This is a genomic window from Lysobacter sp. ESA13C, from assembly GCF_019970005.1.
Classification (GTDB): domain Bacteria; phylum Pseudomonadota; class Gammaproteobacteria; order Xanthomonadales; family Xanthomonadaceae; genus Lysobacter; species Lysobacter antibioticus_B.
Genome location: NZ_JAHXYK010000001.1, coordinates 680,635 through 693,743 on the forward strand (window position 1 = coordinate 680,635; position 13,109 = coordinate 693,743).

Sequence of the window (13,109 nt, forward strand, 5' to 3'; positions counted from 1 at the left end):
GCTTGACGGCGGCGAAGCCGGCGCGCACCTTGCCCGCATGGCGAGTTTTACTATCCGGGTTCTGATCGCAGACGACCACACTCTCGTACGCGAGAGTCTCGTCAGCCTGTTGCAGGCCGACGGCGCGATCGAAGTCGTGGCCCAGGCGTCCGACGGCCTGGAGACCGTCACCCAAGCCATCGCCACCCGCCCCGACATCGTCGTCGCCGACATCTCGATGCCGCGCCTCAACGGCATCGAAGTCGTGCGGCGTTTACGCGAAGCCCTGCCCGACACCCGCGTGCTGGTGCTGACCATGCACCAGGAAGACGAGTACGTACTGCAAGCCGTGCGCGCCGGCGCTTCCGGCTACCTGGTCAAAGACAGCGCAGCCTCGGAACTGCTCGCCGCCGTGCGCTGCCTGCATGCGGGCCGCAGCTATTTCGGCCCGCAGGCGGCCAAGGCCATGGCCGAACAGATGCGCCACCCCGAGCGCACCGTCGAAGACCCTTACGGCCGCCTCACCCCACGCGAACGCGAAGTGTTCCATCTGATCGCCGAAGGCCTGACCACCAAAGAGATCGCCCGCAAGCTCGACATCAGCGCCAAGACCGCCGAGAACCACCGCGCCCGCGTGCTCGACAAACTCGACGTCCGCAACACTGCCGAGTTGGTGCGTTACGCCCTGCGCAAGGGCTTGCTCGACTGAGCGTGCTCCGCGGCACACCTAGACTGCATCCTGCCAGTTCGCCTCGGCACGCCCGCGGCCCAAAGGGTAGGAGCGGCGCAAGCCGCGACCGCGATCCCGCAACCTCGCGTCGCAACTTTCAGCATGGCCTAGGGTAGGAGCGGCGTAAGCCGCGACCGCGCAATCCAAAGCTCGCGCCGGAACCTCCGGTGCCGCCGAATGTAGGAACGGTGCAAGCCGCGACCAAGCCCGACCCATTTCGTCTCGTCACTCCCAGCCGCGCCGACCTGTCTCCCTACCGTAGCCATTCGTCTACACGCATGCAGCAAATGTCTACAGCTGATCGGAATTTTCCTATAGCCGGCTCAAGCGGCCCGCTGCTAGGCTGGATCGCAGGGGCCCTGCATCATCGGCCACACTACCAAGCACATTGCAGTACGGACCGGAAGCCAAACCCGCGATAGCGGTGTATCGAATCGACACAAGGAGAAGTCCTTTGCGAGATCCCTCAAGCATCCGCACACCGGTCCATCAATGTCGGCTATCCGTATCGTTGAATCGGGCGGGTTTATTCACAGAAATGAGGCCGCCATCCGGTCTGGAAAATGATCATGTCAACTTCATGTCGATTCGTTCTAAGTCTATTAGCCGCTCTTCTGGCCAGTGCATGCTCGAGTGACTCCGGCGCCAACAAGCCCGAGTACAAGAAGAACCCTGATCCGAAGCAACGCCGTGAGATTTCTGTCGTTCTGGACAATGCGCCTGGCGCATTCGCGGTCGTAGACGCGACCATGCAATTCGACATCATCAACATGGATTGCCTTCCGCCAGCCGAGCCGTCATCTGGCGTCCAAACGACGCCGACTTCAACCTTCTTGCCGATCGTGCTTATCAAGGCTTCTGATGGTTCCTATAAGGGCGAAGTTGCCCTTGACGGCTTGCTCGATGGGGACTATTTCGGTCAGGGCGTATGCAAGTTCAAGCCTGTCGTAGCCACCACCATCTTCAAGGCAACTGGGGCTGACGGCGAGACTCGGTTCATCGCGAGCCTGAGCGCCGAAGAGATCCGTGAATCGAAGAGCAAGAAAATCTACTACTGGCGTGGTGGCTATCCGAAAGAGGCCAAGTTGCCGAATTATCCGGACTACGGATATGGCGATCCGATGGAGTTCAAGGAAGGTCTCCGGGATGATCTTTTCAGCATACGCATGGCACCTGAAGTCGCGCCGCCATGAGCATCACGACGCAGCAGTACGCCAATCTGGCCGACGATGCGTATCGGAGTCCGGACCTGGAGGACCCCGAAAGCAGAAGGGCAAAGATCGGAGGGGTCGAGTATGCGATCCTCGCTCACGTCAACAAGGACTCGGGCTATCAGGGCACGATTTACCAGCGCCTGGATACCAAAGAGATCGTTGTTGCGCATCGTGGCACCGAGTTCGGTGACCAGCCGATCAAGGATGGCTTGTTGGCTGACGGTGGAATGGTCGCAAATCGTGTTAACCGACAAGCGAGCGATGCGCTCGAGTTCACCCGATATGCCGTGGATATCGCGAACGTCCAAGGGGGGCGAAGTGGAATTGCTCCGCAGGTAACCGTCACGGGTCATTCGTTGGGCGGTTGTCTAGCCCAGATCACAGCAGCAAAGCTGAATTTGAACGGAGAGACCTTCAACCCTTATGGTGCAGTGGGGCTTGGATACAGGATTCATGAAGGCGGCAATCAGATAGTCAACCACGTAATGGCTGGCGATTTCGTAAGTGCAGGCAGCCGGCACTTCGGCAAAGTCAAGATGTATGCAGATCCCGTAGAGGTGAACATTCTCAGGGCTGTCGGCTATGAGGACAGCGGTAGCCGGTTTGATGTTCGTAATCCGCTGAAAGCTGCCGCCTATGGAAACGGCTCTCACCGGATGCATCATTTTCTGGATGTAGATTCCAACGGACGACGAGATCATTCCGTTCTAGGCGACGCTAGGGCGTTGGAACTGGCGGAACAGCATCGGCCAATGTTCGATAGGTACAGGGGTGATGTCCTGGCGCTGCGTGGCGGCGCTTCGGTCGGAGTTGCATTGTCAGGCGGAGTGCAAGGATTCGTCGGGGAAATCAGCCGCCGTCTGCCCGACAAGGTGTCAAATCCATTCGAGGAGTCGAAGGGAACCTTGCCACCTTTACCAGACGAAAGGCATCGAGCAAGTGATCCGCGCGATCCGCGGCATCCTGACAATGGGATGTATCTGAAGATCCGAGACGGTGTAGGCGCCATCCTTCAGCAGCAAGGCAGGTCGTTCGACGAAGGCGGCGAACGGATTGCTCTCGACCTGCTCGTAGCGGCGAAGCAAGCCGGCCTGGATCGAGTCGATCATGTGGTGCCCAGCGTCGGTGCCAACCCGGGCGAGACCTGTTTCGTCGTGCAAGGCGATTTGCGCGACCCGGCGCACAAGCGCGCCCAAGTCTCGCTGGCTATAGCCGAAAAGACCCCTGTCATCGAGTCGCTGCAGAAGCTCGATATCGAGAACCAAGGGCTGGCGGAAAATCAGAGTCGAAACCAAGAACAGGCCCGGAATCTCGGTCCGCGTATGGCCTGATCAGCGGCGTCGGAGTTACACTGCCGCTTGTTCGAACCTCGCCCAGAACCCGTTTCGGCACGAACGAACCGTAACCCTCCCTCTTCACCGCGACGCGTTGGGCGCTGTCATCGATGGTCGCAGTCGAGCGGGTGGTCTGATTGTTCCGGCAATCGTCGACTGACCTAATGACCTCCATTCCCACCCGCGAGCACTGGATAAATACCGACCCAGGACGGTTGTACGCCAAGGCGTGGATGCCGGCGACGGATGCGGGGGAATCCGTTCCCATCATTCTGTTCCACGACTCGCTCGGTTGCGTCGAACTTTGGCGCGACTTTCCGGAGCGACTCGCGCGCACGACCGGTAGGCAGGTGGTCGCTTACGACCGGCTTGGTTTCGGTCGATCCGACCGCCATCCCGGCCACCTCGATGGGCGCTTCGTTCACGACGAAGCCCACGGAGCTTTCACTGCGCTGCGGAATCAGTTGAAGATCGGGCGCTTCGTCGCGTTTGGCCACAGCGTCGGCGGCGGCATGGCCATCGGTTGTGCGGCAAGCTTCCTCGAGGATTGCACGGGCCTGATCACCGAATCCGCCCAGGCCTTCGTCGAAGATCGGACGCTGCAAGGCATCCGCGCAGCGCAGCAGTCGTTCGCAGAGCCGGGTCAACTCGAGCGCCTGCAGAAGTACCACGGTGATAAAGCGGCCTGGGTGCTGAGTGCCTGGATCGACACTTGGCTGGCGCCGAGCTTCGCTGGCTGGAACCTCGACGAAGCCCTGGGCCGCATTCGCTGCCCGAACCTAGTCATCCACGGCGAGCACGACGAGTTCGGTTCGCTGCTGCACCCGCAACGGATAGCAGACCTGACGCACGGCCCAGCCATCAACCGCATCCTCAAGGGCTGCGGCCACGTGCCCCATCGCGAAGCGCCGGAGACGGTATTGGAGTTGATCGATAGTTGGCTCGATGCAAGCGACGACCGAATGGTTTCGTAGCAGGAGGTCGGCTTTCGGCCAACACTATCCATTCCGCTCGCGTCGCTCCGAGTATCAGCAGGGGGCAGCCAGGGGGCGGGCCGGACCGCCGGAGAGGGCGACCCCGCCCGGGGGAGACGATCGTGTCCGGGAGAGAGTTTGTGTTCGCTCATCCACTGGGGGCGTTCATCGCTTTGGGGTGGAAGCGGTCACTCGATTCTCAAAGACCATTGTCTGCTTTCGGTTGGGGCGGGAGGTTCTCAACGCTCACAGGTCCAGCAGATGCATACCACTATCAAACGGCCTTGGGAGTACGCGGGAGTGGCGTCGATCCACATCTGGATGGTGATGGTGGAATCGTCCGGAGGGACGAGCAGGAGAGCACCAAGGTCAGACGACGATGGAGCGATCAGCCGCGTCGGTTCATGCACGGCCCCTGCGGTCGGGTGTCCGTGTCATCGAGATGAGCACTGATCCGGACTCAGGAGCCCGGCTCGCTATGGCGTTTTCTGGCGGATGTCCTGCCTCGTGAACAGCGTGTCCGCATGCCGGTGAACCACGCGCCAGCCTTCCGTTTCGCGCCGGAAAATAGTGGTCACGCGGTAGTCCCGTTTAGCTGCCTCAGGCTGTCCGGAAGGGTGATACCGAATGTGTTCGTACTGCACGATGTAAGCGAAGTCGCCGCTGATCGCCGTCGAGATCTGCTCGATGCTCTTGGAGCCGTGGGAACCCAGGAACTGGGAGCTCGCCCAGTCGAGCCTCGAGCTGACATTGCTCCATCCTTTCGCAGTAGCGCCGCCAGCCGCGCCCGACAAGGTTACGTCCTGCGCGTGCGACCAGAGCGCCTTCACCGCCTCTGGCTTACCGTTATAGAACAGCTCTGCGGCCTCCGCATACTTGCCGAGCATCGCCTGCAACGCGGCATCGGGTACCGACTGCACGGCAGTTTCCGCGGCGGAACTCATACTCGCTGCAGCCAGCAGAGCGGACGCGAGAACACAGGATCGCAAGGTTTTCATGCTCGACTCCCTATGGTGGTGGGCGTGGCGCCAGTGCCTGAACTACGCCGAGTGGCGAGGCGGTTTCGGTTTGAGTACAAGCCGAGTGCGTGGCTAGTGTCCCGGTTTCAGCAATGATCCGATTGCCTCGTGCACGACAGGCCACGCCGGCGAGGCTGGATCGGCGATCTCGAAATGGCCGAGCGATGGCAACACTTCTAGCCTTACGGAATCGCCGGCCTTACGCGCTGCGTCTGCGTAAGCCTCGCCCAGCCAAACAGGCGCCACCTCGTCCCGTTGACCCCAGATCAGAATCTGCCGTTTCGCTAGCGGAAGCATCCTCATGGCGGATGTCTGCGCATAGCGTTCGGGTGCAGCGGCAGGTTCGCCTCCAAGCAGGGTCTTGACGATGTTCGGGTCGCGGCAAGCGGTCATTTGCACCGGGATGAACGCCTCCAGGTCGCCGGCACCTGCGAGATCGACTACGCCACTGATCGGCAGTGGATCCGCAACATGCAGTTGACTCTTGGCCGGAAGGCGGGAGCGAGCCGCCACCCACATCGCCAGGTGTCCGCCGGCCGAGTGTCCCAGCACGACCACGCGGTCGAGATCGAGCCGGTACTTCTGCGCGATCACTCGAAGGTGATCCGTTGCCCGTCCGACATCTGCATAGGTTCCCGGCCAGCCGCTGCCCGGTTGGGGAATGCGGCGGTATTCAATGTTCCAGCTAGCGATGCCGTCGGCTTTCAGCGCATCGGCCATGGGCGCCAGGCCGCGCAGCGTGGCGTAGTCCGCTTTCCAGCAGCCGCCATGGATCAGGATCACCACGGGATGCGGCCCCGCCGTGGAAGGAACGCTCAAATCGGCGTATTGATTCGGGTCATCGCCATAGGCGATGCGATGGTCCGCCGGTCGACTGGGCAAGGACCGGAACTCGGCGGGCCCCATCAGCTCGTCGGCACTCTGCGACGCTATGCGAGGCGGCGGCATCGCCGTACATGCCGCAAGAATCGCCAGAGTCAAAACGCCGGGTGACTGTCGAAGCATTGGAGTGGTTCCCCATGCTGCTTAACAACCTGATAGACGGCCCCTTGGGTATCGGCGCACCCACCGGCTGGAGTGTAACTCCTGACTCTGCTCGCGCCCTACAACCCGGCCCTGGTCAACAAGCCGGCGCATGGCCGGGCCGGACACATCTGCACAGGCGGGTGACCGAATGAGCGCAACCGGTGGCTCGGCCATCCTCTCCGTTCTGTCCGCTTTCGGCCGGCAGCGGACATCGCTCTTTTCGATGGGGCGCCCCTGCCAAGCTTCGATGCCTCGGCGAAGAGGCTGGGCCGAGGCCCTGGCCTACGGCCCCGGACCATCCGAACCTGGCCGACTCGAACCGGGTCGGCCGGGCGCACTCGACCCGGCCGGTTGGAACTTGGAGGCGAGCCTATGAGGAAACGAACGGCCGCCTGCTCCGCCCGGCCAGGTTCGACGACCGCATCCGGACGGTCGTGCGTCCACGACCCACGCGCATGCACCCACATGAGCGGCCGACGTAAAAGTCCATGGTCTACGGCGGCGAGGCACAGGAAACGGACTCCTGCGATAGGTGATCGCCGGCGGTGCCTCGCCAGAACCGCGCCCCGGAAGGGCGATGGGCAAGTGTGTACCATTGCGTACCCTCGTCGAGGCGCATAAGGCCGGGCACCGGATCGGGGCGATGTAAGCATGTTCCTGCCTGTTCGCCGCAAGCGCGCGCCGCCGTCTCGCTGTGCGGTCGCGACTCGACCAAAACCGATCTTTCGATGCGCCGATCATGCTGAGCCAGCATTTCCTGTTCTTCTTCGCCATGCTCGGCGCCTTCAACGGCATCGGCGCGGCGTCGTTTCTCTGGTGGCGGGCCAAGGGCGAACCCACGCAGCGTTGGCTATCGCTGCTGATCCTCGCGGTCAGCGTGCGAACGGGGAAATCCGTTGCCTTTTATTTTTGGCCCGACATTCCCAAGATCGTTCTCCAGCTCGGCCTGACCGCCTGTTTCATGATCGGGCCCTGCCTGTTCTTTCTGGTCCGCTCCAGCCAGGGCGATAGCCCCGGCCCCGGGCGGGCCGACCGTCGGCATATCGCCGGGCTGTTGGCCATAGCCGCCGCCGTCAACGTGTTCCTGCCCTATGCCGGCCACATCGACTTGTGGCGACACGTCGTCGCGCCGGCTATCACCTACTCGTGGCTGGGCTACCTCCTGCTCGCCACCGCGCAGGTGTACCTGCATCGCACGCGGCTTTCGGGGACGCCGTCCGGCCCGCTGTTGCTGGGGGCGGTGGGCGGCATCTGGTTGATCTGGATCGCCTACTACACCTCCGGCTATACCTCCTACATCGTCGGCGCGCTGTCGTTTACCTTCGTCCTCGCGGCGAGCGTCCTGATCTACCTGCGCCTGCGGTCCGGTCAGGCTCCGATCGAGCCCTATCAGGATCGGCGGATTCCGGAGTCCGAGGCTTCCGTGCAGTTGCAGGCCTTGGCCGAGTTGATGGCGCGCGAGCGCTTGTATCTGGACCCCGCATTGACGCTGCCTCGCCTCGCCCGCCGGCTCGGAGTGCCCCAGACCCGGTTGTCGCAGCTGCTGAACGACAACAACCAGACCACGTTCAAGCAATACCTGGCGCAACTGCGCGTGGGTGAGGCGAAGGCGCTGCTGCGGCAGCTCCCCCCGAAGCCGCTCGAAGTCGTGGCCGAAGAAGCCGGCTTCCAATCGATGTCGACCTTCCACAGCGCATTCAAAAAGCTGGAGGGGGTCACGCCGGCGGCGTTCCGCGCGACCAAGGCCGACTCCGAAAAGCGATTCCAGCACTCCTGAAGGATATTGCAAGAGATTGATTTGAAAGAGATTGGGTAGTGTGCGGGCTCCTCCCCGCGAGCTCGCGCTCATGCACCTACCTCGCTTCATTCAATGCATCCTGATGCTCATGCTGTCCGCCTGGCTGGGCGGCGTTTCCGGCGCCCATGCGGCCCATGCTTTCCCCGGGCAGACCTATACCGGGCATGACATCGCCGGGCAGGCCCTCGCCGGGCAGGTGGCCGTGAACCGTTCGCCGACCGTGGCGCCCACGGAGCGGACGAGCACGGCCCGATCCGTCGCGAAGACCGACCGCCGGGAGCCCGCCGGTGGCAACCCGGGACGCATTCTCTTCATCCTCGCCAGCAGCAAGGTCCACGGGGCATCGGCCCTGCCGGCCAGCATCAGCTTCGGCGAGGTCGTGCATGCGTGGGATACGTTCCATGCCGCGGGCTATTCGGTCGACTTCGTCTCGCCCGACGGCGGGGCGGTGCCGATCCTCGACGCTTATGTCAGCAAGGAGGTGGAGCCTCGGCTGAAGGACGGGCGCATCATGGACGGGCTGCGGAACACCGCCAAACCCGCGCAGGTCGACCCCGCCCGATACCGCGCCGTGTACTACGTCGGCGGCAGCAATGCCATCTACGGTGTGCCGGAGCATCCGGTCCTGCAGAACATCGCCATGCATGTTTACGAGCGCAACGGCGGGGTGGTTTCCGCCGTCTGTCACGGCACGGCTGGAATCGTCAACCTCAAGCTCTCCAGCGGCCAAGCCTTGGTCGCGGGCAAACGCATCACCGGTTTCCCCGAAGAACACGAAGATCAGGGCGCTGCCTACTTCAAAGAGTTCCCTTTCCTGATCCGGAAAACGGTCGAAGCCCGCGGCGGCTCCTTCCATGCGCTCGATGGCAACCAGCCTTACGCCGAAGTCGACGGCAGGGTGGTGACAGGCCAGAACTACGCGTCCGCGAAGCCTGTGGCGGAAGCCGTGGTCGATGTCCTTCGCAAACTGGCCGATCGACAGCCAGGCAGCGGCGCGGCGAAACGCTGATCTAAACGCTGATCTTCCGGAGCATCGCCGTCGCCAGGCGAGGCCGGACCACCCTCACGCACTCGATAAACCTCAGGACAACCATGAAAATCTCGATCCGGTCCTTCGTTCTCGCACTGGCTTTCCTCGTTCTTCCCACCTCCGTCATGGCGCAAAACAGCGAGCATGACGCGGTGGACCAAACCATGAAAAAGATGATGCGCGCCTTCGAAACCGGCGACGCCAATCTGGCTTTCGAAGTGCTCAGAAAAGACGGTGTGGTGCTCGGCTATTCGACAACCAGAGGCCAGGTGGTCGCGCAAACCGCGGAGGAATGGGCGAAGGGGTTCCAGGGCAAGCCGGCCGACGATGAGGCCCAGCGCAAACGCAGTTACGAAATCGTGGATGTGACCGAACACGCTGCGGTCGTCAAAGTGATGCTGGATTATCCCGCGTGGAAGGGGCTGGATTATCTTGCGTTGTCGAAGATCGACGGGAAATGGATGATCGTGAGCAAATCGTGGAGCGGTCAACGTAAACCCTAAGCACCGTAGCGCGGCTTTCGAACCCGCCGCTTCGCGCGCAGGGCGGCGCGAAGCGGCGGCATAGTGCCGGCGTAACTTTTGCGCGAGGGCGGGCGGAATGCCTGCCCCGAATGAAACCGAATCAGGTTCACTCCACCCGTGCCCGTGCCCGTGCCCGTGCCCGTCTCGGACGCGGGTGCGCGCTTATGCGCATGCTTCCGGCGTCTGTCGAATTCCGCTCCGGCCGTTCGTCGTGTATGTAGCGGACAACCCGCAACCGGCTCACCAGGAGCGTGTCACGATGGCCATCATCATTACCGCCTTTGAACGGTCGCCCGACGGCGGCAAGGGACTGGCGCGCGATACGCGCGTGCGTTGGGCGCTGGAAGAAACAGGCCAAGCCTACGAGGCCCGCCTGGTTTCGTTCGCTGCGATGAAGGAACCCGCGCACCTGCGCCTGCAGCCCTTCGGCCAGATTCCCACCTACGAGGAAGGCGACCTCGCCCTGTTCGAAACGGGCGCGATCGTCTTGCACCTCGCGCAAAGCCACCCAGGCCTGTTGCCGGGCGACGCCAACGCACGGGCGCGTGCCATCGCCTGGATGTTCGCCGCGCTCAACACCGTGGAACCGCCGATCCTCGACCTGGTCGTCGCCAAGTTCCAGGAAGGCGACCGGCCCTGGGCTAAAGAGCGCCTGCCTCTGGTCGAAGATCGCATTCGCCACCGGCTGGTGCAGCTTGCGGCCCGCCTGGGCGATGCCGACTGGCTCGATCGTGCATTCAGCGCGGGCGACCTGATGATGGTGTCGGTGCTGCTCAGGCTGCGACCGTCGGGCATCCTGGACGAATTTCCGCGTCTGGCCGCCTACGTCGCCCGCGGCGAAGCGCGGCCCGCCTACCAGCGTGCATTCGCCGCGCAATGGGCGGTCAACGCCGCCAAGCCACAAGCCGGTTGAGGGTTCGGTTCGGGATGGGAGCTGCGGTCCGGAGCGGCGGTCGGCTTTCGGCCAAATGTAGACGCTCGATCGTGGGTGTTAGGCCCCGAAACCAGGAGGCGTCTGAAAACCGCCAAGCTCCTGTGCGATCAGCCGGGCCACTTCAATGGTGGTCCGGTCGCCATACTCCGGGCCGATGATCTGCAGGCCGATTGGCAGCCCGTCGCTTGATAATCCGCAGGGAAAAGCAGTGCTCGGCAAATATGCGAGGGTCGCAAGGCCTACCCAAAAGTAATGCTCGTAATGCGAGGTCGGTGCCGTGTCGACGGCGAGAACTCGCTCGAGCTTGGGCCGATGATCATGTTCGTAGGCCGTGGTTGCGGAAATCGGGCATATCACCACATCCCAATCGTTGAAGAAGGCGCGCCAGCGCAGGCGGTAGCGGGTACGCGCTTCGTCGTGATCGGACCAGCTTCGATGATCGAGTACGCGGGCGCGCGTAACTACCGCTAACGGCGATTCGTCGTTCGCATCGAACGACGCAGCCGCCGCCTGGGCAACGGAATAGTACTCATCGGGAAGGTTGACGAGTCCTGTCGATGCCAACAGGTTCAGGTATGTGTTGTGCGATTGCCGTGGCGAGAGTTCAGGGCGGGCCAGATCAGAAACGACCGCGCCAGCACGGGCAAGAGCTTCTCCGACTTGCTGCACGCGATCCGATATCTCCACAGAGGTGGGAACGAAATCCTCCTTCGGCCAAATCGCAACGCGCAAGCCTCGTAAAGTGCGTGCCTTCGGCGGTGGAAGCACCAGTCTCCAGCCCGGCGACCGGAACCGGTCAGGACCCGCTACGACGTCCAGAGCCAGCGCCAGATCTTCCGCACTCCGCCCCATCGGCCCGACGACATTCAAATCCGGCGCAGATACGACGCCAAGGGGATTGTGGCCCAGCGTCGGAACGATTCCATACGTGGGTTTGTGTCCATACACACCACAGAAGTGAGACGGATTTCGGATCGACCCCGCGATATCGGAGGCGAATTCCAAGCCGGTCAAACCGGCCGCCAGCGCGGCGGCCGATCCGCCGGAAGATCCGCCCGGCGACCTCGCAGTGTCCCAGGGGTTGTTGGTTATTCCGTAAACGTCGTTGTAGCTCTGCCAGTCCGCGAGTCGCAGCGCGACGTTCGTCTTCCCCATGAAATGGGCGCCGGCTGCCTTCAGGTGCCCGACGACCGTTGCGTCGTTCATGGCGAGGTTGTCCTGTTGCTCCGGCACGCCCCAGGTGGTCGGCAATCCGGACACGTCGAAGGCTTCTTTGATCGTCATCGGCACGCCGTGCAGCGATCCCAATCGCTGTCCCCGGGCAAGAGACGCGTCGGCTGACTTCGCCGCTTCCAGTGCGCGGTCGAAATCCCTCGCCACGACGGCATTCAACGCTTCATCGAATCGTTCGATGCGCTCGATGTAGTACTGAGTGAGTTCGAACGAGCTGACTTGTTTTCGCTGAATCAGTTGTGCCAGCTCGGTCGCCGACGAAAAAGCCAGCTCTCCCGATGCGAGGCCATTGTGTGCAGAGGCAATGGCAGGGCCGCAGGATGAAACTGAAGTGCCGCCTGGCGCCCTAGGAAAGTCACGCCTGGAAATCGGATTCATGATGGCCCTGTGTGTAGGTCGGCGGTCTTCAATCAAGGGTATTTGCGCCCCCGATTCTTACTTGCTTGTCCTGCAACGCCCGAATTCTAGTGGAAACAAGTGATCGCAACCGGCTGGAAGCCGTCACTTCGGGCCTACTGCAAGGGAGTAACAGCCTTGCCTGGACGAGACAGGGTAAGCCCGATATTTCTACTGGAACGGAGCATACCCGGACCGCAAGATCAGCCGGCCTATAGCTTCAACCTTCCGGAATAGTCGCAGCAGCGAACGGGGCGAGCACCGTCCAGCCCAGGTTCGCATACAGGCCGCGGCCGTCTTCAGTCGCGACCAGGAGCTGCCGGCTTGCAAGGGAGTTTCTCGCGCTGCCAAGCGCGACCATCACTGCGACGCCCAGTCCTTTGCGGCGATGATCCTGCGCGGTTTCGATTCGGTCGTAGATGAAGGCCTCTGCGCTTTCCGCCGCGGATCCGGTTGCGGCCAGATCGCCGTTCGGCGCGATGACGCTGGCTCGGGTGACCGGCCCGGCACGATGCAGTTCCATCCTGTACCCGGCCGGCAGGGGCTTCGTATCGAGGTCGGCTACGGCCGTCGTCATCAGATAGTTCGCTGGCTGAATCTCCCAGCGGGCGGGCAGTGCGCTTCGCAGTTCCTCGTCGCTGCCGCACAGCTTCAAGTAATGCCGTGGCGCCGTAATGTCGTGAGCGATTTCGCGCAGGCCGTCGCATAGCGCCGGGAACACCCAGCGCTTCACTTCCTTTTCCGAGTGGGTGTCCACGCGAAAGCCGCCGCGGTCGTGCACGGGAACCGGGGAGCCGCGGGCGATGGAATGCGCGGCTTGCCAGGCGAACAGTAGCTTCGGATCGATGTTGGATACGGTCATGGTGGGTCGTCGGCGATGCTCGGCAGGTGGAGGGCATTCTCCGACGGCCGCAGCTG

Annotated in this window: 12 protein-coding genes; 8 read left to right on the forward strand and 4 right to left on the reverse strand. The window is 62.6% G+C overall.

All coding sequences use genetic code 11. The features are described 5' to 3' along the window. Window positions 1-37 precede the first annotated feature (37 nt). From LC490_RS03035 to LC490_RS03050, 4 genes are all read left to right on the forward strand, one after another. Entirely contained in the window at window positions 38-688 is a 651-nt protein-coding gene (locus LC490_RS03035) for a response regulator transcription factor (protein ID WP_031370637.1), read from the forward strand. A gap of 590 nt (window positions 689-1,278) precedes the next feature. Next, on the forward strand, window positions 1,279-1,902 hold the full coding sequence (locus tag LC490_RS03040; RefSeq protein ID WP_152566081.1) for a hypothetical protein: 624 nt from the start codon (window positions 1,279-1,281) through the stop codon (window positions 1,900-1,902). Continuing rightward, window positions 1,899-3,254: an XVIPCD domain-containing protein gene (locus LC490_RS03045; RefSeq protein WP_223619251.1), complete on the forward strand. Its 1,356-nt coding sequence runs from the start codon at window positions 1,899-1,901 to the stop codon at window positions 3,252-3,254. Before LC490_RS03040 ends, LC490_RS03045 begins: the two co-directional genes overlap by 4 nt. Before the next feature lie 167 nt (window positions 3,255-3,421). Further along, the gene (locus tag LC490_RS03050) at window positions 3,422-4,231 is read left to right on the forward strand and encodes an alpha/beta hydrolase (protein ID WP_223619252.1); all 810 of its coding nucleotides are present in this window, start codon (window positions 3,422-3,424) and stop codon (window positions 4,229-4,231) included. Window positions 4,232-4,707: 476 nt separating this feature from the next. On the opposite strand, the gene LC490_RS03055 is transcribed toward LC490_RS03050, so the two are convergent. Continuing rightward, the gene (locus LC490_RS03055) at window positions 4,708-5,229 is read right to left on the reverse strand and encodes a nuclear transport factor 2 family protein (protein WP_223619253.1); all 522 of its coding nucleotides are present in this window, start codon (window positions 5,227-5,229) and stop codon (window positions 4,708-4,710) included. Window positions 5,230-5,322: 93 nt separating this feature from the next. Then, window positions 5,323-6,255, reverse strand: coding sequence for an alpha/beta hydrolase (locus LC490_RS03060; RefSeq protein WP_223619254.1), 933 nt, complete (start codon window positions 6,253-6,255; stop codon window positions 5,323-5,325). Between the two features lie 760 nt (window positions 6,256-7,015). Here LC490_RS03060 and LC490_RS03065 point away from each other — a divergent pair. The 4 genes from LC490_RS03065 to LC490_RS03080 all read left to right on the forward strand — a co-directional run bounded on the left by LC490_RS03065 (window position 7,016) and on the right by LC490_RS03080 (window position 10,541). Then, window positions 7,016-8,053, forward strand: a complete 1,038-nt coding sequence (locus tag LC490_RS03065) for a helix-turn-helix domain-containing protein (RefSeq protein ID WP_223619255.1) — start codon at window positions 7,016-7,018, stop codon at window positions 8,051-8,053. 70 nt (window positions 8,054-8,123) lie between these two features. Beyond that, entirely contained in the window at window positions 8,124-9,083 is a 960-nt protein-coding gene (locus tag LC490_RS03070; RefSeq protein WP_223619256.1) for a type 1 glutamine amidotransferase domain-containing protein, read from the forward strand. 83 nt (window positions 9,084-9,166) lie between these two features. After that, complete coding sequence (locus tag LC490_RS03075) at window positions 9,167-9,607, forward strand: nuclear transport factor 2 family protein (RefSeq protein ID WP_223619257.1); 441 nt, start codon at window positions 9,167-9,169, stop codon at window positions 9,605-9,607. 280 nt (window positions 9,608-9,887) lie between these two features. Continuing rightward, window positions 9,888-10,541, forward strand: coding sequence for a glutathione S-transferase family protein (locus LC490_RS03080; protein WP_223619298.1), 654 nt, complete (start codon window positions 9,888-9,890; stop codon window positions 10,539-10,541). A gap of 78 nt (window positions 10,542-10,619) precedes the next feature. Here the strand turns inward: LC490_RS03080 and LC490_RS03085 are convergent, their stop codons facing one another. Next, window positions 10,620-12,173, reverse strand: a complete 1,554-nt coding sequence (locus LC490_RS03085) for an amidase (protein WP_223619258.1) — start codon at window positions 12,171-12,173, stop codon at window positions 10,620-10,622. A 238-nt stretch (window positions 12,174-12,411) separates the two neighbouring features. After that, a complete protein-coding gene (locus tag LC490_RS03090) occupies window positions 12,412-13,053 on the reverse strand; it encodes a hypothetical protein (RefSeq protein WP_223619259.1) in 642 nt (213 codons plus the stop codon). Between the last annotated feature and the right edge of the window lie 56 nt (window positions 13,054-13,109).

Excerpts from the sequence above, each read along its gene's own strand:
- LC490_RS03040 (WP_152566081.1), top strand. The coding sequence starts at position 1,279 with ATGTCAACTTCATGTCGATTCGTTCTAAGTCTATTAGCCGCTCTTCTG.
- LC490_RS03075 (WP_223619257.1), top strand. The coding sequence starts at position 9,167 with ATGAAAATCTCGATCCGGTCCTTCGTTCTCGCACTGGCTTTCCTCGTT.
- LC490_RS03085 (WP_223619258.1), bottom strand. The coding sequence starts at position 12,173 with ATGAATCCGATTTCCAGGCGTGACTTTCCTAGGGCGCCAGGCGGCACT.
- LC490_RS03045 (WP_223619251.1), top strand. The coding sequence starts at position 1,899 with ATGAGCATCACGACGCAGCAGTACGCCAATCTGGCCGACGATGCGTAT.
- LC490_RS03070 (WP_223619256.1), top strand. The coding sequence starts at position 8,124 with ATGCACCTACCTCGCTTCATTCAATGCATCCTGATGCTCATGCTGTCC.
- LC490_RS03055 (WP_223619253.1), bottom strand. The coding sequence starts at position 5,229 with ATGAAAACCTTGCGATCCTGTGTTCTCGCGTCCGCTCTGCTGGCTGCA.
- LC490_RS03090 (WP_223619259.1), bottom strand. The coding sequence starts at position 13,053 with ATGACCGTATCCAACATCGATCCGAAGCTACTGTTCGCCTGGCAAGCC.
- LC490_RS03065 (WP_223619255.1), top strand. The coding sequence starts at position 7,016 with ATGCTGAGCCAGCATTTCCTGTTCTTCTTCGCCATGCTCGGCGCCTTC.
- LC490_RS03080 (WP_223619298.1), top strand. The coding sequence starts at position 9,888 with ATGGCCATCATCATTACCGCCTTTGAACGGTCGCCCGACGGCGGCAAG.
- LC490_RS03035 (WP_031370637.1), top strand. The coding sequence starts at position 38 with ATGGCGAGTTTTACTATCCGGGTTCTGATCGCAGACGACCACACTCTC.
- LC490_RS03050 (WP_223619252.1), top strand. The coding sequence starts at position 3,422 with ATGACCTCCATTCCCACCCGCGAGCACTGGATAAATACCGACCCAGGA.
- LC490_RS03060 (WP_223619254.1), bottom strand. The coding sequence starts at position 6,255 with ATGCTTCGACAGTCACCCGGCGTTTTGACTCTGGCGATTCTTGCGGCA.